This window comes from Nocardia sp. NRRL WC-3656, assembly GCF_000720265.1.
Taxonomy (GTDB): Bacteria; Actinomycetota; Actinomycetes; order Mycobacteriales; family Mycobacteriaceae; genus Nocardia; species Nocardia nova.
The window spans coordinates 41,863-65,088 of the sequence record NZ_JOJF01000030.1 but is presented as its reverse complement, the minus strand read 5'-3'; the positions used below and the strand labels follow the sequence as shown (position 1 = coordinate 65,088).

The 23,226-nt window shown below is 68.8% G+C and carries 26 protein-coding genes; 8 read left to right on the top strand and 18 right to left on the bottom strand.

All coding sequences use genetic code 11. From position 1 onward, the window contains the following. Positions 1–184: 184 nt before the first annotated feature. From IG65_RS0128630 to IG65_RS0128620, 3 genes are all read right to left on the bottom strand, one after another. Positions 185–1,291 (bottom strand): FAD-binding oxidoreductase, encoded by a 1,107-nt coding sequence (locus tag IG65_RS0128630; RefSeq protein ID WP_030518057.1) that lies wholly within the window; start codon positions 1,289–1,291, stop codon positions 185–187. Between the two features lie 64 nt (positions 1,292–1,355). Then, on the bottom strand, positions 1,356–2,126 hold the full coding sequence (locus tag IG65_RS0128625) for a maleylpyruvate isomerase N-terminal domain-containing protein (RefSeq protein WP_030518056.1): 771 nt from the start codon (positions 2,124–2,126) through the stop codon (positions 1,356–1,358). An 85-nt stretch (positions 2,127–2,211) separates the two neighbouring features. Next, the gene (locus IG65_RS0128620) at positions 2,212–3,009 is read right to left on the bottom strand and encodes an alpha/beta fold hydrolase (RefSeq protein ID WP_197039959.1); all 798 of its coding nucleotides are present in this window, start codon (positions 3,007–3,009) and stop codon (positions 2,212–2,214) included. A gap of 317 nt (positions 3,010–3,326) precedes the next feature. Here IG65_RS0128620 and IG65_RS0128615 point away from each other — a divergent pair, with 317 nt between their 5' ends. Together IG65_RS0128615 and IG65_RS0128610 are read left to right on the top strand one after the other, a co-directional pair. After that, a complete protein-coding gene (locus IG65_RS0128615; protein ID WP_051757078.1) occupies positions 3,327–4,016 on the top strand; it encodes a DedA family protein in 690 nt (229 codons plus the stop codon). Positions 4,017–4,198: 182 nt separating this feature from the next. Next, positions 4,199–5,065, top strand: coding sequence for an alpha/beta fold hydrolase (locus IG65_RS0128610; protein WP_030518053.1), 867 nt, complete (start codon positions 4,199–4,201; stop codon positions 5,063–5,065). 67 nt (positions 5,066–5,132) lie between these two features. Here the strand turns inward: IG65_RS0128610 and IG65_RS38695 are convergent, their stop codons facing one another. The 6 genes from IG65_RS38695 to IG65_RS0128580 form a co-directional block, all read right to left on the bottom strand. After that, positions 5,133–5,288, bottom strand: a complete 156-nt coding sequence (locus IG65_RS38695; protein ID WP_197039958.1) for a hypothetical protein — start codon at positions 5,286–5,288, stop codon at positions 5,133–5,135. Between the two features lie 56 nt (positions 5,289–5,344). Beyond that, positions 5,345–5,485: a hypothetical protein gene (locus IG65_RS38070; RefSeq protein WP_156055825.1), complete on the bottom strand. Its 141-nt coding sequence runs from the start codon at positions 5,483–5,485 to the stop codon at positions 5,345–5,347. 141 nt (positions 5,486–5,626) lie between these two features. Beyond that, entirely contained in the window at positions 5,627–6,253 is a 627-nt protein-coding gene (locus IG65_RS0128595; protein WP_030518052.1) for a nitroreductase family protein, read from the bottom strand. Between the two features lie 157 nt (positions 6,254–6,410). After that, positions 6,411–6,566: a hypothetical protein gene (locus tag IG65_RS38690; RefSeq protein ID WP_086007330.1), complete on the bottom strand. Its 156-nt coding sequence runs from the start codon at positions 6,564–6,566 to the stop codon at positions 6,411–6,413. A 123-nt stretch (positions 6,567–6,689) separates the two neighbouring features. After that, on the bottom strand, positions 6,690–7,070 hold the full coding sequence (locus tag IG65_RS0128585) for a hypothetical protein (RefSeq protein WP_030518051.1): 381 nt from the start codon (positions 7,068–7,070) through the stop codon (positions 6,690–6,692). 57 nt (positions 7,071–7,127) lie between these two features. After that, positions 7,128–7,664: a helix-turn-helix domain-containing protein gene (locus IG65_RS0128580; protein ID WP_030518050.1), complete on the bottom strand. Its 537-nt coding sequence runs from the start codon at positions 7,662–7,664 to the stop codon at positions 7,128–7,130. 73 nt (positions 7,665–7,737) lie between these two features. Between IG65_RS0128580 and IG65_RS36215 the strand changes: the two genes are divergently transcribed. Continuing rightward, positions 7,738–8,580 carry an alpha/beta fold hydrolase gene (locus tag IG65_RS36215; RefSeq protein ID WP_197039957.1) on the top strand — a complete coding sequence of 281 codons (843 nt, stop codon included), beginning with the start codon at positions 7,738–7,740 and terminating at the stop codon, positions 8,578–8,580. A gap of 10 nt (positions 8,581–8,590) precedes the next feature. Here the strand turns inward: IG65_RS36215 and IG65_RS0128570 are convergent, their stop codons facing one another. Both IG65_RS0128570 and IG65_RS0128565 read right to left on the bottom strand, forming a co-directional pair. Further along, complete coding sequence (locus IG65_RS0128570; RefSeq protein ID WP_030518048.1) at positions 8,591–9,466, bottom strand: HAD family hydrolase; 876 nt, start codon at positions 9,464–9,466, stop codon at positions 8,591–8,593. Positions 9,467–9,684: 218 nt separating this feature from the next. Further along, entirely contained in the window at positions 9,685–10,872 is a 1,188-nt protein-coding gene (locus IG65_RS0128565) for a CdaR family transcriptional regulator (RefSeq protein ID WP_051757074.1), read from the bottom strand. Between the two features lie 298 nt (positions 10,873–11,170). Between IG65_RS0128565 and tatA the strand changes: the two genes are divergently transcribed. Together tatA and IG65_RS0128555 are read left to right on the top strand one after the other, a co-directional pair. Further along, a complete protein-coding gene (gene tatA, locus IG65_RS0128560; RefSeq protein WP_030518046.1) occupies positions 11,171–11,452 on the top strand; it encodes a Sec-independent protein translocase subunit TatA in 282 nt (93 codons plus the stop codon). A 153-nt stretch (positions 11,453–11,605) separates the two neighbouring features. Further along, the gene (locus tag IG65_RS0128555) at positions 11,606–12,733 is read left to right on the top strand and encodes an XdhC family protein (protein ID WP_030518045.1); all 1,128 of its coding nucleotides are present in this window, start codon (positions 11,606–11,608) and stop codon (positions 12,731–12,733) included. Between the two features lie 19 nt (positions 12,734–12,752). Here IG65_RS0128555 and IG65_RS0128550 read toward each other — a convergent pair whose 3' ends face one another. Genes IG65_RS0128550 through IG65_RS0128530 form a run of 5 tightly spaced genes read right to left on the bottom strand, consistent with a single transcriptional unit; the run spans position 12,753 to position 18,886 of the window. Further along, the gene (locus IG65_RS0128550; protein ID WP_231509486.1) at positions 12,753–13,283 is read right to left on the bottom strand and encodes a nucleoside deaminase; all 531 of its coding nucleotides are present in this window, start codon (positions 13,281–13,283) and stop codon (positions 12,753–12,755) included. Continuing rightward, on the bottom strand, positions 13,253–14,332 hold the full coding sequence (locus tag IG65_RS0128545; protein WP_051757073.1) for a hypothetical protein: 1,080 nt from the start codon (positions 14,330–14,332) through the stop codon (positions 13,253–13,255). The genes IG65_RS0128550 and IG65_RS0128545 overlap by 31 nt, the downstream gene beginning before the upstream one ends. A 35-nt stretch (positions 14,333–14,367) precedes the next feature. Further along, positions 14,368–15,336, bottom strand: coding sequence for an antibiotic biosynthesis monooxygenase (locus IG65_RS0128540; RefSeq protein WP_030518042.1), 969 nt, complete (start codon positions 15,334–15,336; stop codon positions 14,368–14,370). A 14-nt stretch (positions 15,337–15,350) separates the two neighbouring features. Further along, on the bottom strand, positions 15,351–18,068 hold the full coding sequence (locus IG65_RS0128535; RefSeq protein WP_030518041.1) for a molybdopterin-dependent oxidoreductase: 2,718 nt from the start codon (positions 18,066–18,068) through the stop codon (positions 15,351–15,353). Beyond that, positions 18,065–18,886, bottom strand: a complete 822-nt coding sequence (locus tag IG65_RS0128530; protein ID WP_030518040.1) for an FAD binding domain-containing protein — start codon at positions 18,884–18,886, stop codon at positions 18,065–18,067. The genes IG65_RS0128535 and IG65_RS0128530 overlap by 4 nt, the downstream gene beginning before the upstream one ends. Positions 18,887–19,242: 356 nt before the next feature. On the opposite strand from IG65_RS0128530, the gene IG65_RS36210 reads away from it, so the two are divergent. Continuing rightward, the gene (locus IG65_RS36210) at positions 19,243–19,677 is read left to right on the top strand and encodes a hypothetical protein (RefSeq protein ID WP_051757071.1); all 435 of its coding nucleotides are present in this window, start codon (positions 19,243–19,245) and stop codon (positions 19,675–19,677) included. 72 nt (positions 19,678–19,749) lie between these two features. On the opposite strand, the gene IG65_RS0128520 is transcribed toward IG65_RS36210, so the two are convergent. Further along, positions 19,750–20,415 (bottom strand): maleylpyruvate isomerase family mycothiol-dependent enzyme, encoded by a 666-nt coding sequence (locus tag IG65_RS0128520; RefSeq protein WP_030518038.1) that lies wholly within the window; start codon positions 20,413–20,415, stop codon positions 19,750–19,752. A 164-nt stretch (positions 20,416–20,579) separates the two neighbouring features. After that, positions 20,580–20,747 carry a hypothetical protein gene (locus tag IG65_RS38685; RefSeq protein ID WP_197039956.1) on the bottom strand — a complete coding sequence of 56 codons (168 nt, stop codon included), beginning with the start codon at positions 20,745–20,747 and terminating at the stop codon, positions 20,580–20,582. Between the two features lie 525 nt (positions 20,748–21,272). Between IG65_RS38685 and IG65_RS36205 the strand changes: the two genes are divergently transcribed. Further along, a complete protein-coding gene (locus IG65_RS36205) occupies positions 21,273–22,004 on the top strand; it encodes a hypothetical protein (RefSeq protein ID WP_051757069.1) in 732 nt (243 codons plus the stop codon). Between the two features lie 280 nt (positions 22,005–22,284). Next, complete coding sequence (locus IG65_RS0128495) at positions 22,285–23,205, top strand: NADP-dependent oxidoreductase (RefSeq protein ID WP_030518036.1); 921 nt, start codon at positions 22,285–22,287, stop codon at positions 23,203–23,205. Positions 23,206–23,226 lie beyond the last annotated feature (21 nt).

Sequence of the window (23,226 nt, the reverse complement as noted above, 5' to 3'; positions counted from 1 at the left end):
CCGCGACCACAAGACCTACCAGCCCGCCCCCGCAACCTGACCCCATCAGCAAACCCGGAAATCACCAGTAGGACTTGACAACCTCATTGAGATTCCTTCGTGGTGGTGACGTTCCGACCACAAAGTTATGGAGTTCCGGGCGACCGGGAATCTGTCGCGCTTAAGTACTTTCGACGGTAGTGCTCTACCGGTCGGCGGCGGGATCGCCGAGGCGCCGCGACGGGTGCACGGTGGCGGCGGGTTGTCCGGTGGTGATGCTGTCGGCCAGTGTGGCGCCGAGGACCGGGGCCAGTTTGAACAGATTGTGCCCGGCGAGGAAGGTGGCGGCGCCGTCCTGCCAGGCGGCCAGACCGTCCTCACCCCACGGCAGCCGGGTCACCCAGCAGTGCACATAACCGTCCGGTTCGGGTGCGAGTCCGGGGAGTGCGCGGCGGACGTAGCCGGCGGCGCGGTCGGCCAGCCCGGCCAGAGCCGCGGGATCGACCGATCCGCCGTCGCTGCTCGGCACGGAATCGCTCAGTCCGAGCCCGTACTGCGTGTTGCCGGGGAAGGCGGCGGCGTAGATGCCGGTTTCGCCGAATGCGCCGCTGCTGTCCTGCAGCGTGGCGAGTGTGGTGGGCGGCGCCGATCGCGGGCGGAAGGTCACGCGGACGTGCGCGGACACCTGGACCGGCAGGGCGAGGCCGAGTGACCGGGCCAGCGGTGCGGTACCGCGGCCCGCACAGACGACGACGCTGCCGAATTCCGAACAGGCTGTGCCGGTGCGTACTTCGACGGTCCCGGCGGCGGTGTGCCGCAGCGTGAGGACGTGGTCGGTGACCAGCGCATCGCGCAACCGATCGGTGAGTGCGTCGATCGCGGCGACGGTGCGGATGGAGCCGCCGGTCGCGTCCAGCATGGCCGGGCCGTCGTAGTCGGCCAGCGGTGGCAGCCGGGTCGACAGCTCCTCGGCGTCGATACCGCGGGCGTCGACTCCGGGCGTCCGCCGCAGGATCTCCAGCTTGTCCGCGACGCCGGCCCCCAGCGCGACCGCCCCGTCCCGCGAAATCAGTTCGGTGCCGAAGTCGCTTTCCCACTCGCGCCAGATGCGACGGGCGGCCACCGCCATCTCGACCAGCCGGGGATCGGTGTGCGCGTGGCGGAAGATCCGGGACCGACCGGCCGATTGACCGCCGCCGGGCCGGCCCGACTCGTACACGGTGACCGAGAGCCCGGCTCGGCGTAGCGCGTGAGCCGTGGCCAGGCCGACGATTCCGGCTCCGACCACGGCGACATCGGTTGCGGCACCCATCTCCGCGGACTACCCGCCCCCGCGGTGCGCAATCCCGGCACGGCGCCGGCCGATGGACGGGGATTCAGTATCCGGCGAGCAGCGCGCGCAGCCGGCCCAGTTCCTCGGGGCCGGCGCTGCTGTGCCAGCGCGTCGGATCGGCGGGGCGGCGGCCCCACAGGAACAGCGCGCGCACGGCCGGATCGCTTTCCACCGTCGCCTGCCCGTGCGGCGGCACCAACTCGATGGAGTTGCCGTCCGTCTCGGCGACGACCAGGACGTCGTCGGTACCCGGTGCGCGCAATCGGCCCTCGATGCGGCCCTCGGGGCCGAAATCGATATCCCTGCTGCCGCGCGCGAGCAACGGGAGGCCGACGTCGCGCACACTGTGGCGAGTTATCCACGGCTGCATGAGCATTTCGATCGCCGTCGCGTCGTCGCCGGTCATATCCCAGCGGTGCAACACCATCTCCTGACGCATGTGCTCGAGGAAGAAGTCGGGGGCGACGGTTCGCCCCGTCCAGCCGATCGCCTCCAGCGGAGACAGCGTGTCGATCACCTCCGCGGTTTCGACGAGTTGTTCGCACCGGTCCACGAACGCCGCCCACAACTCGGCGTCCGGCATCGCGCGGTAGGGAGCCTCCCGCTCCTCGAAACCGCGGGTCGGCACCGGGCTGCCCGCCGCGTGGGCGGCGAGCACCCGGGCGAGTTCCTCCGCGTTGCCGGTGTTGTGGATCAGGACATCGCGCACGGTCCAGCCTTCGCACCAGGTACCCGCGTCGGGCCGGCGCGACTGTACGGCGCGGGCGAAGGCCTCCCATTCCGGCAACGCCTCGGCGGCACTGTGTGAAACCATCGGCATCTCCTCCGACCGGGCCTTTCGGAGCCCGGTGTCGCGGCGGATCCGTTCTGATCCGGGCATACCCCGCGGCTGCCGGATGTCACCGGACGATTCGGCCGCGCGGCCCGTATTCCTCGATGATCCGGACTATTTCGGCGGCGACCAGCCCGGGCCGCTGGGTCGGCACCATATGGCCACATCGCTCGGCGACGACATGCCTGCCGTGCGGGCGTGCGGCCCGCCGTCGGTGCGCGGCGTTGATCGCCGCACGCGAGCGGGCCGAGATACCGGTGGAGGACGAGTCGGCGGACACGATCGTGACGGCGAGCTCGCGTCGGTCGGGGTCGGTGCGCCGCAACTGCTCGAGATCGGTGGTGTGACAGGCTAATTCGGCGGCGCGGGTGCGCATCGCCGCGACCGTGAAGCCCTCGGCGCGGAAGTCGGCGCGGGCATCGGCGGGCAGCGCGGCGAGGGTGTCGCGATAGGCCAGTCGCAATGCGCCGAGACGTGCGAGTGCGGCGCTGAGCCGCTGCCCGGTCCGGGCCGCCCGGCGCGACGCCGCGGTGAACAGGTCGTCGCAGAACTCGTCGGTGGGATCGACCAGCACCGTGCCCATGATTCGGTCCGGTCGGTCCGCGGCGGCGACTCGCACGATCGGGCCGCCCCAGCTGTGGCCGACCAGTACGAGCCGCGGTGCGGCGAAGCGCTCGGTGAGGTGGTCGACCAGGTCGACGAGGTCGTCGGCCAGGCGCCGGAGTCCGCGCGGCGCGGTGTCGGGGGCGCTGCGGCCCAGACCGCTGCGGTCGTAGACGACGGTCGCCGCGTAGTCGTCGAATTCTCGCTGTACCGACGCCCAGTACGAACGGGTGCAGGCGAGTCCGCTCTCGAAAACGACCAAGGGCGAACGGTTTTCGTTCCGTCCCGGCCGATGCATGTAGTACAGCCGGCGCCCGTCGCGGGTGGGCGCCGTGCTCGCCGCGCCCTGGCTGTGCGGTGCGGCCGGATCGGCTCGCTGTCGTACGGATCGTCCCGGCCGAGTCCCCTGTGTGCTCCCAATCACATTGGTTAGCCTAACCTCAAGTTGGCGCCGGTGGTGGCGAGGGCCCCGGTGGAGCGATGGGCGGGTCGCTCGCCACCCGAGTGCGCCCCCGGCCGGATCGGGTTCGGGGACGCGATCCTGGGCACTCGCCAGAAGACCAGGAAGGTGTCGATGGGATGAACCAACTGCAGGATCTCGTCACCGGCGCGGCCGGGTCGCCATGGGTGTATTTCGCGCTGCTGGGCGTCTGCATCGTCGACGCGTTCTTCCCGCCGGTCCCCAGCGAATCGGTGATCGCCGCGCTGGCCGCCATCGGCAGTTCGACCGGGAAACCCTCCGTGTGGCTGCTGATTCTCGCCGCCGCGGTCGGCGCGATCATCGGCGACAACCTCGCCTACACGATCGGCCGCGCCATCGGCACGGATCGGTTCGCGTGGATGCGCAAGCCGAAGATCCGGCGGGCGTTCGACTGGGCGCGCGGCATGCTCGACAAACGAGCGGCCCTGCTGGTCATCACCGGCCGCTATATCCCGGTCGGTCGCATCGCCGTCAACATGACGGCCGGGGCCACCGAATACCCTCGCCGGAAATTCGTGCCGCTGACAGTGATCGGTGGTGTCAGCTGGGCGGTGTATTCGGTGGCGATCGCCAGTGCGTTCGGGCGCTGGCTGCGCGATCAGCCACTCCTGGCCGCCGTGATCGGCATCGCCTGCGCGATCGTCCTCGGCTTCCTCGTCGACCGGATCGTGCGGCACTTCTTCCCGGGCACGGGCGAGGAAGAATCCGGCGACACCCGTCACGACGACAGCCGGCGAGAGGACGAGGCAGGGGAGAGGGCGGAAGCGCGTCGGGGACAAGGCTCCTGACCGTGCGCTGAGGGTCGCCCGCACCGGGTGACGATGGCGCACCTCGTGCTCCGGTCGGTCGCGGAATCCGTCCGCGGGTGGATGAGCCCGGCGTCCGCGCCCCGTTACTGTCGGCACCGCGTCGATCGGATCCGCGCTCGCGGCGGTGACTTGTTCGCGCACAGTCAGGAGAAGGCACGGACATGGACACGTTCAACCACGCAGGATTCGTCTTCGACGTCACCGATACGCCGCCGGACTCGGGCAGCGAAGCGGCGGACACCGTGGTGCTGCTGCACGGATTTCCCGAGGATCGCCACTGCTGGGATGCGATGACACCCGCACTCACCGCGGCGGGCTATCGGGTGCTGGCACCGGACCTGCGGGGTTACTCGCCGGGTGCGCGCCCGGTGGCGCGTTCGGCATATGCCATGGCTCGCATGACCGGTGACGTGTACGCCTTGGCGGACGCGGCGGGTGCCGAGCGCTTTCATCTGGTCGGCCACGACTGGGGTGCCGCGCTCGCGTGGTCCGTCGCCGCCGAGCGGCCCGCCCGGTTGAAGTCGCTGACCGCGCTGTCGGTGCCGCACCCCATGGCCTTCGCGCGCGCCGTGTTCACCGGCAGTCAAGCGCTGCGGTCGTGGTACATGGCCGCGTGCCAGCTGCCGTGGTTACCGGAATTGGTGCTGTCCGCCCGGGGCGGGCAGGCGATGCGGCAAGCGCTGGTGCGCGCCGGGCTCGATCCGGCGTCGGCGGCGCGTTACGCCGCGCGGGCGGCGCACCGAGGCGATATGCGCGGACCGGTCAACTGGTACCGCGGGCTTCCGTTCTCGCTGCGCCGCCCGGTCGGCTCCGTCGGCGTCGCGACCCTCTTCGTCCGGGGCACCGCAGACCGCTTCATCGCCCGGGCCGGAGCGGAGGCGTGCGGTCGTTACGTGACCGGCCCATGCCGCTACGTGGCCCTCGACGGCGCCTCCCATTGGCTGCCGGAACAGGCGTCCGATGAGGTCGCCGCGCTGTTGATCGAACATCTGCGTGCTTCTACGGCCGAGGTCGGCGACCGCTTGTGAGTGAGCCGCCGCAGCGGATGGCGGCGGCTCGGTCCGGTGAGTGCGGGTCCGCCCGGTGGCGCCCGACTCAGTCGGGTGGTTCCTGGGCGTTCTCCTCGGTGCCGACATCGTCGGCGACCTCCCGGGTCGCCATCCCGCCGTTGTCGCCCTCGTCCACCGGTCCGGGCCGCCCGCCCCGCGGTTCCTCGGTGTCGTCGTCGTTCGGATGATTCCGATGGGACATGATGCGTCCTTTCTCGAGGTTCGTAGCGGACTACCTCGACAGCCGAGCGGAAAACGCTAGAGCGAGATCAGCAGCACGCCGGCCGCGACGATCAATGCGGCCCAGACCATCAAGACGAGGACGGCGGAACGGTCGTCCTCGGTGTCGTTCGGGGTGGCCCGGCGGCGACGGTGGGAAGCGGTGATCGAAACGTTCACGAGCTCTCTCCTTCCGCGATCGGTCGGTACTCCAGACCTACCCCGAACCCCAAGCGCCACAACATGTCTCACTCGAGTGGCCTATGGGTTGTCTCACAACATCCGGAAACCCGGTGGCTCCGAACGTCTTCCGGAACGCGCTCACCAACCGTTGATGTGCAGCACCGAGTCCAGATCGACGCGCGGGCCGGGCCGGAAGTCGGTGCCCTTGGTGTAGGCGACCGGGAGGAGCACACCCTGACGGACATCGTCGGGAATGCCGAGAATCTGCGCGACCTCGCGCTCGTACTGCAAATGCAGTGTGGTCCAAGTGGTTCCGAGGCCGCGTGCGCGCAGTGCCAGCGCCAGGCTCCACGCCGCCGGGAGCAGCGAACCCCACAGCCCCGCCTGGTTGTCGGGCAGCGCCCCGCTGGTGCCCGTGCTGATCGCACCGATCACCAGCACCGGGACCTCCGCCATCACCTCGCGCAGATAATCCGAACTGGTGGCGATGCGGGCGGCGCTCTCGTCGGCGGGTTCGCCTCCGGCCTCCCGGTAGGCCAGATGCGAGCGCCGGTAGTGCTCCGCGACCTGCGCCTTGACTTCCGGATCGGTGAGAACGATCCAGTGCCAATGCTGCCGGTTTCCTCCGGACGGCGCCTGCAAGGCCACCTCCAGCGCCTCGCGGATCACGTCCAGCGGTACGGGCCGGGGCAGATCCAGACGGCGGCGCACGGCACGCGTGGTGGTCAGCAATTCGTCCGGGGTGAGCGGAAGCAGTTCGGTCACTACGGGTCTCCTTCTGGGTCGGCGTATACCGTCCAAGGATGCCCGACGCGGGTTTTGTTCCCTGCCGAAGCGATGCGGTCCGCACCTGCGAACGGCGAAGCGCGTACTCCCGCCACACGGTGGGAGTACGCGCTCCGGAGAAAGGAATTCGCCGTCGCTAGAAATAATGTGCGCGGCCGGCGACCGGACGTCCGAACGCTCCGAGCAGGGCCAGGATCGCGCCGATCACGACGGCGATGATGCCCAGAGTCCAGAGGATCGGGATGCTGAAAACGAACCCGAGAACGAGGAGGATGACTCCCAGAATAATCATGTGAAACTCTCCCTTTGCCTTTTGTTATCCAGGCTCTGCCGCGTTCGGCCGTACTGCGATAACAAATCGCAGATACCCGGCCTCGAAGGCCGTAAACAGAACGTCTCGGGAGAGAAAGCGGCGTCAGGGCGCGCGGGCCAGCCACCGCCAGCGCGGCAGTTCGGTGCCGACGGTCGCGACCGCCAGCACGGTGACGAGCACGGCGACCCAGGCCGGCCAGGCGAACCAGGCGCCCAGCACCGCCGCGGCGATCAGCACCAGCATCATCGCGATGGTGGCCCAGCCGGGGACGGCGACGAGGACCTGCTTCTTGTCACCGCGGGTCGCGAAGATCGCCGGGACGCCGATCAGCACGACCACCGCGATCACCGCCGCCGCCACGGACCACGACGCCAGCGCCCACGGCGCCGCGACCCACGCGATCAGTTCGGTGGCGACGCGCGCGATGGCCGGCCCGCGGCCCTGTTCGGTGAGATTCGGTGAGACATCCGCACGTTCGGACATGTCGCTCAGCCTCGCACGTCCACCTCCCGCACGCACGACGAACGCCGTGCGACTGCCTCAGCCGGGCCTTCGCGCGCCGGGAAACATGATCGGGCTGATCAGATAGGGCCGGCGATCCGGGCCGGGACCGTTGCCGCTGACCGAGGCGACGACGCGGCGGAACCCGTCGATCATGGCGTTGCGTTCCTCGGGTGAAAGCCACAGCGTGCCTTGGCGATAGCCGACCGAGTCCGCGACCGGATCGGCGCCGGGTTCGGCGAGATAGGCGTCGAATTCGGCGATCAGGACGGCCATGGCGGTGGCGAATCCGCGGCGGTGGTCGTCGAGTGTCATGGCCGCGGCCGCTTCGGCGTCGATCACGGGACGGTCGGCGCGCAGCCGATAGGACCGCTCGACCGCACCGCGAACCCGCCGCTCGTCGGCGACCTCCAGGATGCCGCCCTCCACCAGGAGGCCGAGGTGCCGGTAGATCGTCGTCCGGGGCACGTCGTGCAGGCGGTCGCACAACTCGCCCGCGTTGCGAGGCGCGTCCCCGGACAGCGCGTGCACGATGCGCAGTCGCACCGGATGCAGAAGGAGATCGGCAGGGTCCATCGCTCAACTATCCCATTCTTGGTACCATTTCCAAAGTTGGTATTGTTCGAGCGAGGGGATTCGGATGCGGAACGTGCCAGGCGAACGAATGACGGTGCGCGGCATCGAGATCTATGTCGAGCAGGGCGGTGCGGGGGAGACCTGCGTGCTCTTCGAATCCGGCGCCGGCGCCGGGCGCACGCTGTGGGATCCGGTGGTGTCCCGGCTCGGCGACGTCGTGCGGACCGTCACCTACGACCGTGCCGGTCGCGGCCGCAGCGCCCGGGTGCGGCCGCCGCAGAGCATCGACGAGATGGCGGCCACGCTGGCCGCGCTGGTCGAGGCGCTGGCACCGCGTCGGCTGATCCTGGCCGGGCACAGCATGGGCGGGCTGATCGTGCGCCGCGCCGCGGAAAACCTTGTCCCGCAGCCGATCGGTATGGTGCTGGTCGATCCGACTCCGGAAGCGGCTCCCTTCTACGCGGACTGGGCGGCGACCGCGGCGAAGACGGATCGCGTTCTCGCGGTGCAACAGTCGCTCGCCCGCGTGCGCCCGGTGATGCGGGTGCTGACGGCCTCCTACGGCCGGATGTTTCCCGCCGACACCTACGAGACCATGCTGCGGGAGGATTTCACCCCCGCGGGCATCGCCTGCACGCGTGCCGAATTCGATGCCTTCGCCACCGGCATCGGCCCGTTCCGGGACAACCCGCCGCAGCCGCCGCGCGGCGAGGTCGTGCTCATCTCCGCGCGGCGCGCCAACCGGTTGCACGCTCGCCACCACGACACCATTCGCGAGTACCAACGCCGCTTCGCCGATCAGGTGAGCGGCCGGTTCGAGGACGCCGACTCCGAGCACATCGTGCCGGCCGAGTGCCCGGATCAGGTGGCCGCCGCGGTCCTCCGGATGGCCGGCGCACCTGAGCGCGCGGTGTGACGAACGGTGCTCAGGAACCGAACATCCGCGCCAGCACCGTCACGACGCCGTCCTCGTGGTTGGCGGGCGCGAGGTAGTGGGCGCGGGCACGAACCTCGGGGTGCGCGTTGGCCATCGCGAACGACCACTGCGCGGCATCGAGCATCTCGAGGTCGTTGAGGTAGTCGCCGAACACCGCGGTCCGGGCGGGCGGGATCCCGAGCGCCTCCTGCAGCGACTGCACCGCGCGACCCTTGTCCGCGTCACGGCTCATGATGTCGATCCAGTGGTGCCCGGACACCACGACCTGCTCGCGGGCGGCGATCGATCCGAACACCCGCTCGGCTGTCCGCTCGGCATCGGTGAAGTCGTAGATCGCCAATTTCAGCACCTTGTCGGTCACCGCGGTGAGATCGTCGACGCGGTCGAGGCGGGCGTAGTATTTCGCCGCCTCGTCGACGAATGCCGGATCCGTACGCTCGATATAGGCGCTGTCCAAGCCGCACACCACCAGACCGAGCTCGGCGGCGTCGGGTGCTTCCCGCACCGCCCGCACGACCTGGTGCACGATCTCGACATCGAGGCAGGTCGCGGAGACGGTGACGCCGGAATGCACGACGAGACAACCGTTCTCGGCAATGTAGGACACCCCGTCCGGGGCCTGCTCGAACAGGGCGGCGAGCGTCGCGTATTGCCGCCCGCTGGCCGGCACGAAGGTCACTCCCCGCGCACGCATCACGTCGAGCAGCGGCCAGAACGTGTCGGGCACGGCACCGGAATCCGTGAGCAGAGTGCCGTCCATATCGCAGACGACCAGTCGCACATCCTGGTCACCGGGTGGGATCGAGGACCACGGCGGTGGTGCTGGGGCCGTCGAACGGCCCAGGGGGCCACTGTCTTCCGGCATGTCATCCACCGATCCGCTACGCACCTGCCCACTTTCGTCGTCGACCTCGCCGCCCGGAACGCGCCACAGCGTTGTGCGAGGTCGTCGTGTCTGGTCTCTCCGTGGCCAGTATGTACGCCGTCCGGTGCGGCGGTGCGATGCCCCCGGCCGCGGGCCCGTGCCGCGCATTGAGCCGCGGCGCCGCGCTCCACCTCGGCCGCGTCCGGCCCGTCGGATTCTCAGCGGGCCGGTGTGTGCGCACGATAGGCGCGGGCGACGAGCGCGGCGCGGACCTGGAGCAGCCCGGACGGGGAGGTGGGGTCCACTCCGATCAGCCGGCCGATGCGTTTGAGCCGGTAGTCGATCGTATTGGTGTGGACCCGCATCTCGTGTGCGGTGCGTTGCCGATTCAGTTCGTTACCGCAGTGCCGCACCAGCGTTTCGGTCAGTTCCGGATGGTCGTCGAGCGGGTCGAGGAGGGTGCCGAGGATTTCCAGCGCCGGTCCGGGCCGCGTGAGTTGGTATTCGAGGGCCAGGTCGCGCATGCGGTAGAGCCCGGGCCTGCATCGCAACGCGTGCACGGTGTCCAGCAGTTCGTGGGCTTGGGTGGCCGCCGCGGGGACAGCCGCACGAGCGGAATGAACCGCCGTGGCGGTGATCGGTGTCCGAGTCGCCGCGGCCAGCGTGTGGACGACGTGATCGAGACAGCGGTCGGAACCGACGAACGGGTAGGGCAGCAAGACGGTGCCGCCGCTCGGGGACAGCTGGAACAGCACCGCGCCGTTGCCCATTCGTTCCAGGACGGCCCGGGCGCGGCGCATCGCCAGTCGCGCCTGAACGGACACATCGGCCGCCGGGCCGTGGCCGGCGGATTCGGCCGGCAACGAGATCGCCAGCACGTGATAGTGGTCGGCGAGTTCCACTCCGCATTCCCTCGCCGCCGCTGCGGCGGACCGGCCGCCGAGCAACGCGGAGGTCACCGCGTCGCTGCTCGGCCGGTAGTCCTCGGGCGGATCGGGGACCGTCGCCGAATAGGCGTCCGCGACACCGATGGTCACGATTTCGAGGGCGTCCAGCACACGGCCGACCGACGTCATGATCGTGTCGAGGTTGTCGCCGGAAGTCCGCAGCGACTCCAGGTGCAGCCGGAATGTCTCGAACACCGTGTGATGAACGGTCTCCAGGCTCGAGCCGCGCCGGGCCCAGCGGTCCGCGGCCTCGGCCAGTCGTGCGGCCGCGCTCGAACAGCGTCCACCGGAGGACAATTCGCGCAAGACTTCGTGGCAGAGGCCGGTGATCTCGTCGGCCGGTGCGGCGGGCGGCAGGTGTGGGCTCGGTGCCCGGGCGGTTCGTTCCCCATCGTGTTCGGCCCACTCGACGGGCAGCTGCTCGACGGACGACGGGGCCGCGGCGATCTCGACACCCATGGCAACCTCCAGCTGCGGTCCGGCGCACGTCAACCGCGGCCGGTTCTTCGACTCTGTCCGTGCCGACCTGGGGGCAACCATGTCGGCAACGCGAGTATGTTACTCCACATTCACTTGCTCTGGCGTTTTTGGGAAAACCGATCCAAGCAGGTAAGAGAGCAAATTGCTGTGAATTCTAGCTCGGCAAGTTATCATGAACTCGTTCAATCATGACGCCGGAGCGAGCGATCTCGTCGGCGGAATCCGCCGAGCCGGTGGTCGTCGTCCGAGCGACCGCGGCGCACGAACGGAGGTTTCGATGGGTTCGTTGAGTCCGACCCACTGGCTGATCATCGCACTGGTGATCGTGGTGTTGTTCGGTGCCAAACGCCTGCCCGACGCCGCCCGCGGTCTCGGCCGCTCGTTGCGCATCTTCAAGAGCGAAATGAGCGAAATGCAGTCCGGCGACTCCGGCCCGCCGGCCACCGCATCCCCGAGCGCCTCGGGTGCGGGTCACCGGCCGGCGCCCGCGGCACCGCTGCCGCCCGCGCAACCGGCGACTCCGTCGTCGTCCGCCGTGGAGGATCGTCACCCGAGCTGACCGGATCGTCCGCCGCGGCAAGAAGCCCGCATGCTCGACGACACGTTCCCGAGGGCCCATTGTCGCCGCGCGACCGCCCCGCGGCGCGCATCATTCAAAGATGCGGTTACAGCAGTCGAATGCTGCGGCCACGACAGAGAGGCGCGTGCGGCCGTGCGCGACGTCCTGGCGGCACTGACCGCGATCTGGCGATCCGGTGGCACCGCCGGTGTCGCCACGGTGGTGCGCACCAGGGGCTCGGCACCGCGCCCGGCGGGTGCGGCGATGGTCGTGGCTCCCGACGGCGCCGTGGCCGGATCGGTCTCCGGTGGCTGCGTGGACGCGGCCGTCTACGAGCTTGCCACCGACGTGGTGCGAATCGGGCGGCCCCGGCTGCAGAGCTACGGGGTCGACACCGATGAGCTGTTCGGTATCGGGCTCACCTGTGGCGGTGAGATCGATATCTTCGCCGAGCCGATATCGCGGCAGACATTCCCGCACCTGCCGGTGGTTCTCGCCGATGTCGCCGCCGACCGCCCGGCCGCGATCGCCACCGTTGTCGCGCACCCGGAATCCACGCGACTGGGCCGGCGACTGATCGTCACCCCGGATTCGATCCACGGATCGCTCGGCTCCGGACGAGCCGACGTCACCGTGGCCGAACGCGCCCGCGAACTACTCGCCGCCGGGCGTGCCGGTGTGATCGGCTGCGGGCCGGACGGCCGCCCGCTCGAGTCCGGCATGGACGTCTTCGTGAACCCGTTCGCGCCCCGCCCACGGATGCTGATCTTCGGCGCGATCGACTTCGCCGCCGCGCTGGCACAGCAGGGCGCTCTGCTCGGCTACCGGGTGACGGTCTGCGACGCCCGCCCGAGATTCGCGACCGCCGGCCGGTTCCCGGCCGCCGACGAGGTCGTCGTGGACTGGCCGGATCGCTACCTCACCGCCCAGGCGCGGCGGAAAACCCTCGAAGGCCGGACCGTCGTGTGCGTGCTCACCCACGACCCGAAATTCGATGTCCCGCTCCTGCGGGTGGCGCTGCGGCTTCCCGCATTCGGCTACGTCGGCGCCATGGGATCGCGGCGCACGCACGACGATCGGCTGCGCCGATTGCGCGCGGCGGGACTGACCGACGCCGAACTGCGCCGCCTCGCCGGCCCCCTCGGCCTCGACCTCGGCGCTCGCACTCCACAGGAAACGGCGGTGTCGATCGCCGCGGAGATCATCATGCGCACTCGCGGCGGCGCCGGTAACCCGCTGACCGAACTCGCAGGACGAATCCACCACGACCACACGGCCTGACGTGGCGAATATCGTTCTGTCACAACGTTTCACCGTGGTTGCGCTCCCCGAACATCCGGTACACCTCCACGGCGTCGGAGCGCGGCAGATAGCGCATCGGCAGCCGCCGCTCATCCCAGGCTTTGGCGAACTCGGCGTAGAAGGTGCCGGGCTCGAAATACTTGTCGTTCCCGCCCGCCAGGTACGGCGCGCAATCCTCGCGCGTGGCCAGGAAGACGACCTCATCGGGCGCGCAGTGGTACAGCGCCGCCAGGCACATCGGGCACGGGTGAGCGATGGCGTAGACCGTGCAGCCGGTCAGATATTCGGTGCCCAACGTCCGGCACGCCGCGCGGATGGCGCGAATCTCGGCATGGTCGGTCGGATCATGAGTGGTGCGAACACAATTGCTGCCCTCGGCGAGGATCGCGCCGTCCTTGACGACGACGGTCCCGAACGGCAGTCCGCCCGCGGCGACACTGGCGCGAGCGATGTCGACGGCACGCTGTGCGAAATCCGCGGAACCCATCGCCTCCGGCATCAGCCGACCGGCTCCGGCCGGACCGGGCATCCGACGTCCTCCAGCCGTGCCGGGCCGGTTCCCTTGGTGGGATCGGTCTTCCACGGCCAGTCGTCGGAACGGAACGGCGCCAGGGACGGCAGCACCGCTTCCCGTCCCCGCGCGGCCATTTCGCGGGCGATGGCCGCGCGCCCGCCACCACCGAGCAGTTCGGCGTCCATGAGGTAGTAGTCGCGGAAGAACACCATGCCCAGCGAGCGGTCGGCGACGATACGGCCGAGTGCGTCGAGCAACTTCTCGGGTGTGGTCTCGAATTCCGTCGTCTCGACCAGCAGCAACCGGTCACCCATGGTCTCGGTGCCCATGAACTGGACGAGAACGCTGTAGAGGATGTTGTTCTGCCGCGCGACGTACAGCGAGTTGCTCACCGCGTAGGTGCGCTCCCAATCCTCGCCGAGGCTCGCTTTCCAGTCGTCGAGGACCGACATCCAGTGGCCGACCTGAGCTCCCGAGCCGATGCCGATGGACCGGGCCGAGTAGGGCTCGGTGTCGCGGATGTACGTCTCGACGTCGTCGTAGCGGTAGCCGCCCCGGGCCAGGCATTCGTCCATGAAGGTCAGATTGCGCTGCAGGATCGCATGCAGGATCGCGCGGTCCTCGTCCGAGATGTCCAGCGCGTCGAGGCTGTCGAACGCCGTGCGGTGCTGAGCCCGGTACATCTCCAACGGGGGACGCCACAGCTGATTGGCATACGCGTCGGAGAGGTACGGGGCGAGGATCTCATAGATCGCCATGGTGCTGTGGCCCACCGACTTCGCCAACTGGTAGACGATCGGCACCGGCGGCGCCACTTCCGGTTCCCGGCCGGGGCGGTACAGGATCATCTGCCCGCCCGCGCCGGTGAACAGCGCCAGGATGATCGGCACCTGGTCGAGCATGTTCTGTTTGAATTTCTCCAGCGAGGTTTCGTACAGCTGCATCATGGACGCGTTCAGCGCCAGGACCGCCTGTTCGGCGACGGTGCGGGCGCTCGCGGGCGGTTCGTCGGCGATCACCGGGCGCATGAAGGCAGGGATCGCGCTGCCGTCGGTTTCCGTCATTGTCGTCACTTCTCCTTCTCGAATGTGGGCCGGTCTCACGGCAGATGCCAGAACACGGTTGTCACCAGCCAGAACAGCACCGTCCAGAACGTCATCACCGCGGCGATGAGCACGGCGCCGCGAATCTCGATCGCCTTCCGCGCCGAACCCGGGGCCGGCTGCAGCCAGCGTTCGAGCAACGGATTCACATAGCGCGGCATCGTCACGAACGTCATGACGAAGCTGGACAACAGATTTCCGATCAGCATGCCCAGCCACAGCGGCAGCCCCGCCGGCGCCATGGCCAGCGAGAGCAGCACGACCGTCGGATACAACCCGACCCACACCGCGATCGACGTCTTCGTCTGCGAGGGTGGGTGTGCGGGGTCGCCGTCCTCGAAGGCGAACCAGCTGCCGAACGAGTTGTCGATCGTGCGTAAGTGGAAGTCGCTGAAGCGTTTTCCCTCGTCGAGTAGTCGCTGTCGCTCGGTGGAGGTCAGCCAGCGGTCCAGGTCGGCGGCGCTGTCGTAGCGGTAGAGCATCGTCCACTCGTCCTGCACGCCCTCGATCGGCCGGAAGATCTCCGAGCCGCGGAATCCGGGAAACCTGTTCTCCGCGCAGCGAAGTCGTTCCTGCCAGGCCAGGAACTCGTCGATCTGGTCGGGAAGGACCCGATGGGTGACCACCGCGGTGACAAGGGTGTCGGTCGGCGCCGCCGCGCCGGTGACGATCTGCTGCGTGGGCGGACCGTCGAGATAGCGCCGCCCCTCCGCGAGGCTGTCCTGGCGGGTGGCGCTGTTGATCCACGCGCGCAGATTCGGAATCGAGTCGAAGCGGTAGATCAGCGACCAGTGCGCCCGCGGATGCGCGGGCGGATCGATCTCCGCGGCAATGAATCCCGGATACCGCGAGGCCATGCTGTTGAGCCCGTGCTGCCACGCCAGGAACGCCTCCTCGCAGCCGGGACGAACCTTCTCACCGATGATGACGGTGGCGGCGTGACCGGCCGGCGTTTCGCGGGGCATGGTGGTCTCCCGGCTCAGCCGGTCGGGGTCAGCCGGGTCGGTCGCAGGGCCCGGAAGATCCGGTCGGGCGTCAGCGGCAGTTCGCGGTAGCGCACACCCGTCGCGTCGTACACGGCGTTGGCCAGTGCCGGTGCGACCGGATTGATACAGGATTCGGCGACGCCCTTGGAGCGGACCGGACCCGCCGAATCGGCCGACTCCACCAGGAGTACCTCGGTGCGCGGAGCATCGGCACAGGTGGGGATGCGGTAGTTGCGCAGCGTCGGATTGGTCATGACGCCGTTCTCGTCGACGAGATGGCGTTCGGTCAGGACGAAGCCGATGCCTTGGACCACGCCACCTTCGATCTGTCCGCGCACCTGCGCGGGATTGATGACGACACCGGCGTCGGCGGCCTGCACGCTGTAGAGAATGCGGATCTCGCCGGTGACGCGGTGCACGGCCACCCGGAAGCCGTGTGCGTTGCAGGACAGGCTGCGGGGTGAGCCGTAGGCCTTGCGTGATTCGGTGAGCCGCACCCCGCGAGCCCGTGCGGTGGCCGCCAATTCGGTCAGCGGGATGCGGTGCTCGCCGCAGCGTACGGCGTCGTCGTCGAGAGTGCACGAGGTCAGGCCGACGCCGGAATCCGCGGCGGCGAAGCGCAGGATGCGTTCGCGCAGCGCGGCCGCCGTGCGCTGAACGGCGTTGCCCGCGACGAACAGTCCGGCGCTGGCGAAGGCTCCGGTGTCGAAACCGGTGCGGTCGGTATCGGATTGCACGAGGCGGATGCGGGCCGGAGTGGTGCCCAGTTCGGACGCGGCGATCTGAACGTGCGCTGTCGAGGTGCCCTCGCCGAATTCCACGGTGCCGATGGCGATGTCGTAGATCCCGTCGTCGCCGAGGGTGGCCAGCCCGACGGATATGTGTTCGGTCGGCGGGGCGGTCTCGTGTATCGAACCGGCTGCTCCGGTGCCGATCAGCCAGTTCTCGTCGAGGGCCTGCCCGTCGGGATGGGCGCGCAGCGCGGCGTCGACCCGGTCGATACACGCGGACAGCGTGTCCTCGGTGAAGGCCACGTCGTCGGCCTCGTCGTGTATCGCCAGCAGCGCGTCGCCGGGGCGAACGATGTTGCGGCGGCGCAATTCCAGCGGATCCATGCCGAGCGCGACGGCCAGTTCGTGCATCGCCGACTCGATCGCGAAGACCGGTTGCGTCATGCCGTAACCGCGCAGCGCGCCGCTGGGCACGGTGTTGGTGTAGACCGAGTAGCCGTCGAATTTCTTGTTGGGGCAGCGGTACATCGCGACGGCCGAGCCCCCGGCGAACAGGGTTTCGCCACCGTGGTTGCCGTAGGCGCCGGTGTTGGAGATGTTGCGGAACTGCAGCGCCGTCAGGGTGCCGTCGGAGCGGGCGCCGAGTTTGACCGTGATCTTCATCGGATGCCTGGGGGAGGCGGTGGTGAATTCCTCTTCCCGGGTGTATTCGAGGCAGGTCGGGCGGCCCGTGTCCAACGTCGCCAGCGCCACGAGGTCTTCGCTGATCACTTCCTGCTTACCGCCGAAGCCGCCGCCGACCCGCTTGCAGAACACACGGATCTGGTCGGGCCGCAGATCGAACAGGTGGGCCAGCTTGCCCTTCGCGATCCACGGCGACTGCGAGCTGGTGCGCACGTGCAGCCGGTCCTGTTCCATCCAGGCGATCGACCCGTGCGTCTCCAGATGCGCGTGCTGCACGCGCGGTGTGAGGTACGTGCCCTCGTGAATGACGTCGGCATCGGCGAAACCCTGTGCCACATAGCCGATCTCGCCGTGCAGTTCGATCAGGACGTTGTGCGAGGGATCCTGTACGAACGGGTCGTCGGATCCGTGCAGCTGCGGCGCGCCGAACTGCATCGCCTGCTCGGGATCGAAGACCGCGGGCAGCACCTCGTACTCGACGACGACCCGGCGACAGCCCTCTTCCGCGGCGGCGACCGAATCGGCCAGCACCGCCACCACCCGCTGCCCGGCGAAGCGCACCACATTGTCGAGGATGTAGGTGTCGTCGGGGTCGACGAGATGGTCGGTGTGGATCGCGGTGGTGAACAGTTTGCGTGGTACATCCTCCCAGGTGTAGACGCGGTGCACCCCCGGCACTGCCAGCGCCGCGGATTTGTCGACGGAGACGATGCGCGCATGCGCGTGGGGCGAATGCAGCACCTTCAGATGCAGCATTCCTTCCGGTGCGGTGTCCATCGTGTATTCGGCGCGCCCGGTGACCACGTCGGTCCCCGCGGGCGCGCCGACACTCGTGCCGACGGCCCGGCCGGGCGCCGCCGTCTCGACCGCGGTCACCCCGGCGATCGCATCCTCGATGGCCCGATAACCGGTGCACCGGCACAGATTTCCCTTCAACGCGTGCGGAAGGTCCTGTTTCTGCTCGTCGGTCAGCGCGGACGCCGTCATGATCATGCCCGGGGTGCAGAAGCCGCACTGGAATCCGGGGGCGTCGCGGAACTGCCGCTGCATCGGGTGCGGAGCTTCCGGCGAACCCAGGCCCTCGATCGTCGTCACCGCGTGCCCCTCGGCGCGGAATGCCGGGGTGATGCAGCTGTGCACGGGCCGGCCGTCGAGCCAGACCGTACACGCGCCGCAGTCTCCGGCGTCACACCCCTTCTTCACCCCGAACCAGCCCAGGTGGCGCAGAAACGTCCGCAGGCACTGACCGGGGTTCGGTTGCTGCGAGAACGTCTTGCCGTTGACGGTGTAGGTCATCTCGGGCTCGCGAGTTCGGTCCGCAGTTGTTCGGCGTAGTGCTTCGCGAGATGTTCGCGATGCTCCGGAGTGCCGTTGGGGTCGGCGAACCATACGTGCGCCGGAATCGCGTCGATGTGGTCGTGCAGTGTGTGCGCCTCGGGTGCGGTATCGAAGTGCAGCACAACCGGATAGGAGGTTGCCGCAGTGAGTACCAGCGTCAGATCGTCGGCGCCCGGTGTCCGGGTGGCGACCATGTATATCGTGGAGCGCCCGAGTGCGGTCAGCGTGAATCGGCGCTGCGCGTGCGCTTTTCGCAACGCGTCGATCGGAATGTGGATACTTCGCAGAATTTCACCCGGCCGCAGCACATTCCGGTGATTGCCGACGAGGAAATCTTTCGCCGCGACGGTTCTTTCCGTTCCGTCCGCCGCCCACAATCGATACGTGGCCTCGAGGGCCACCGTCACGGTGATCATCGGACCGGCGGGCAGCGACATGCAGATGTTGCCGCCCACCGTCGCGGCGTTCCATATCTTGAACGACGCCAGGAACGCCTCGCAGCCGGCACGCAGCAGGCCGGCGGCGGGCCAGTCGCCCGGCGGCTCGAACTCGTACAACTCCCTGATCGTGCACGTCGCGCCGATTTCCAGGCCCTGGGCGGTAGGAACCAGGCTCGGCCAGCCGAGCGCCACGAGGTCGACCAACCGGCGGACCGCGGGCTGTGGTTCGGAGAACAACCATGTTCCTCCGGCCAGCCACGCGTCTCCGGCGCGCCAATCCGGACCCGGTCGGGTCGAGGGCCGGCGAATGACGTCCTCGACGGTGTTCAGATCCATACGAGCCTCCAAGACTCGCGACCGGCTCTGCTGGACATATCGACTGTAGGATTTTATGTCTATACCCGAGGAGTTTCGCAATATTTCGTATTTGCCGATGAATTGCTCGTGATTTTCTCGAATATTCGATCGGCTGTGTGTTCGCGATGGAGTGCCGGAAGAGGTCGCGCCGGCGTCCAGGAGTTCCACGGCGCGTAGGGGTGGAGACCCGCCCGAAGGCGTTGGGCGGGATCGGTTCCGGAGGCCGGGGCACCGCCGTGCATCCGAAGCGCTTGCCGAGACCGCTGTTTGACGATCCGGAAGCGGGTTATTTCCCAACTACACCAGTCCATCGATGTTGAGAATCGGTAGTAGCCATGATCGTATTCATCGGGTTGATCATTCTGTTCGCCGCGCTGGTCGTCGGAATCGCCGCAGCGTTGGCCAATTCCGGCGACACGCACGTGCTGGCGAGCGAATTCACCGTGTTCGGAGCCCATTTCACCCCTACTCAGAACGAACTGTTCGCCGCCGGTGCCGCGGTCGGTGCCGTCGGCATGCTCGGCCTGGGCATCGCCCTGAGCGGGGCGTTCTCCTCCGCGCGCCGGCATGCGGAGATACGCCGCGAACTGCGGCAGTCGCGCCGCGAAATGACCGCCACTCGTCAGGATCTCGCGAAGACCCCGCCGGCGCAGCCGGTCGTCGCGAAGACCGCGCCCGCGGAATCGGCGGCCACGCCGAAGCCGCGGCTGCGCAATCCCTTCACCCGGCGCGGAACCGGGATGTCGCGCAGCGCGCAACCTCAACCCTGATCATCGCACCGCGTGATGAGGCCCGGAATACACTGAGCTGCAGCGTATTCCGGGCCACATCCCTGTCCGCACTCATGCGATGGTGTGATCGGTGGCCGTGCTCAGCCGATCGCGCAGAATGGCCGCTCCGGAACCGGAGAGGTCGTCGCAGTAGGTGATTCGGCCGGCCATCGCCATGGTCAGTGCGATCGTGCTGCCGGCGACCGGTGAACCGGTCCCGGCTGTGAAGGGGCCGTCGGTCGCCTCCAGCCGCAGCCCCTCGATCCGGCTGCGGCTGGACACGGTGAAATTGCGTCCGGCGTAGAAGCGGGCGACCACGGCGGCGGCGTCCACGGAGGGCGTGCCGGACAGTCCGAGGGGGCGGCGGATGTCCTGCGCGTGGACCACCACCTCACCGAGCCAGGCCGCGGTATGTCCCGACGGCGCGACCGTGTTGGTGGCGGCGGCTCGAAACCGTGCCAGAGTTTCGGCGGGAGTCGCGCCCCGATGCTCGGCGAGTCGCCGATTGTTGTGCTCGTCGAAGTCGAACCGGGCGCCGAGCACACTCCGGAGCCAGCGAAACCGGCCGATGGTGGCCGTCGCGGTGAGGTGGGCGACGACCTCCTCCACCGTCCACTCCCCGCACAATGTCGGCCGGTCCCATTGCTGCTCGTCCAAGCCGGCGAGCTCTTCGGCCAGCGCTGCCCGTTCGGCCCGGACCATAGCCCAGATATCCTCGCGAGCGATCCTGTTCGACATCCACGACCTCCAGTCCGGGTGCCCGCGCCGCTGATCAACGGTGTGCCCGCAGGGCGGACGAGCGTTCCCACTACAGACGAAGGGGCGGAGGCGAATTCATCGGCTCGGCGGTTGCGACATCGGCGATGTGCGCCCGAACCGTCGACCATCTCGTCTCCGGCGCGTCACGAACGCTGCACGAACCTGAGGTAGAACGCGGCGAACACCAGCACGATCCCGACATTCACCAGCAGCCGTGCCCAGAAATGGTGTCTGAAGAACAGCACGTCCACGCCGACCACGACGGCCACCAGTGCGAGCACGTAGACAACGACGGTCGCCTGTCTTCCCATGACCTCTTTCTACGCCGAGTAGCCGCCGTGGAAGAGGATTTCGAGCAAGGCGGCCCACGATCCGACCCGTCTGCTCGGCCGTCGGTCCCGTGCTCGGGTCGTGAGCGTAGCCCGTCGCGGTGAACCCGCTCGCGATCGACGGCAGCCTGACAGCTAATCGGAGGCCTGCGCGGCGAAACCGGTCCCGGAGAGCGCGGAAGCGTTGCGGTTCGCGTTCGGATCGGACTCTGCCACGAATTTGCCGATAATTCGTAGTCGACTGCGCCGCACGCTGGGATTCACTGTTTCGGGCGGCGAAATCGTCATTCGATCGACGCACGTGAATTCGCCGTTTCTCCACTGCCCGGTCCGGGTTGGAGCTTAAACTACCTCAGCCGCAACGTGCACAACCATGCGAGAGGGTCGGGAAAAACTCGAAGATAAACACCCGGGAGGTGTGAAATGCCGGAGACTGGTCATCGGCGCATGTCACGTCCATTGTTGATTGCGAGCATGTTGCCGCTTGCGGTCTTTTTAGGCACGGGAGTGGCCACGGCATCTCCCGGCGATCTCGTTCTCACCCCGGCCGACGCCGTGCAGGCGCCCGCTGTGCCGCCGCTGGCAGTGGACTGGCAAACACTGGCGCACGATGTGCAGGGGTTGATTCCCTTCCCGGTGCCGCTGCCCCTGCCGCCCGCCGACGCTCCTGTCGTCCAGGACAATTCGGCCGTCGCCCCGCAGAACGCACCCGGCGACGACGGATCGACCCGGGCGGCGACGGCAGACGTCCCGTCCGTCGCCACCGCGGCTGCTGCCGTCACGGCCCCGGCGCCCGTCGACACGACGGCCGCGTCGCCGGCCCCGATCGCGGATGCGTTGCCCATCGAGGACCAGCATCCGATCGAGACGTTCTGTGAACAGGTTCCCGCCGATCCCGATCGCTGTGCCGCCACGGTGGTCGATGCCGGGGTCGGTGCCGCCATCGGCGCCGGCATCGGCGCGGCGGTGTCCGCGCCCCTCGCGATCCCCGCCGCGGCGCTCGGTGCGGCGGCCGGATTCGTCGTCGGTATCCCGTTCCTGCCGACCGGTCTGGTGGCCGGCCCGCTGATCGGCGCCGCCGTCGGCGCCGCGGTCGTCGCCGCACCCGCTGCCGCGCTCGGTGGGGCGCTCGGTGCGGCGGTCGGCGCGATCGTCGGGGTCACCGCGCCGCTCCCGCCGAAAGCCACTCCCACCGATGCGCCCATCCCCGCCGATGCCTCCGGCCCCGCGGCGACATAGCGCACGGTCACCGCGACGTCCCTGTCCCCTCGCGGCCTTCTCGACTGCGAGGGGATAGGGATGTCGTCAGCCGGAAGGCCGCACGTCAGGCCAGAGGTCATCGTCGGACTGCGGAACCGGCCCGAAAGTATCGACCGCACAATGAATTCCGATGTGCTCGCGCATTTCGCCCCCGGCTTCCGGCGTCCGACGACGGTCGAGAGCATTCTCGGCTCGCCCTGGCCGAGCCGGCCCGACAATCTGCTGCTGCCGACGGGGATGTCCCGGGAAGGACTCCAGCATGCGAGCGATGACCGTGCGCGACCGTGATTCCGGTATCGCCGGGCTCACCTCGGCCGATATGCCCTACCCGCACGCCGCGGAGAACGACGTCGTCGTGCGGGTGCACGCCGCCGGCTTCACGCCCGGCGAACTCGACTGGCCGACAACCTGGTCCGATCGTGCCGGCCGCGACCGGACACCCACCATCCCCGGACACGAGCTGGCCGGTGTCGTCGTCGAACTCGGCTACGGAACCACCGGTCTCACCGTCGGCCAGCGGGTATTCGGGCCGACCGACTGGGCGCGCAACGGATCGCTGGCCGAATACATCGCGGTGGAGGCCCGCAACCTCGCCCCGCTCGCGGCCGATATCGACTACATCGTGGCCGCCGCGCTGCCCATTTCCGGCCTGACCGCATGGCAGGGGTTGTTCGACCACGCCCACCTGACGACCGGCCGGACGGTCCTGATTCACGGCGCCGCAGGCGGTGTGGGCTCGATCGCGGTGCAACTCGCGCGCGAGGTGGGCGCGCACGTGATCGGCACCGGCCGAGCCGGCGACCGTGACCTCGTCCTCGGACTCGGCGCACAGGCATTCCTCGATCTGGACAGCGACGACCTCCGGGACGCCGGTGCGGTGGATGTCGTCTTCGACGTCATCGGCGGCGCGATCCTCGAGCGCTCGACCGAACTGGTCCGTCCCGGAGGCACTCTCGTCACCATCGCCATGCCGCCGACGACGCAGCCCAGGGACGGGCGCGCCGTCTTCTTCGTCGTCGAACCCGACCGCGCGCGGCTGGCCGATCTCGCCCAGCGGGTGCGGTCGGGGCGGCTCGAGCCCATCGTCGGCTCCGTGCGACCGCTCGCCGAAACGGCGTCCGCATTCGCTCGCCGCCACCGCACACCGGGCCGGACGATCATCCGGGTCGCAGACGAGTAGCGGGACAGGATTGACGTATTG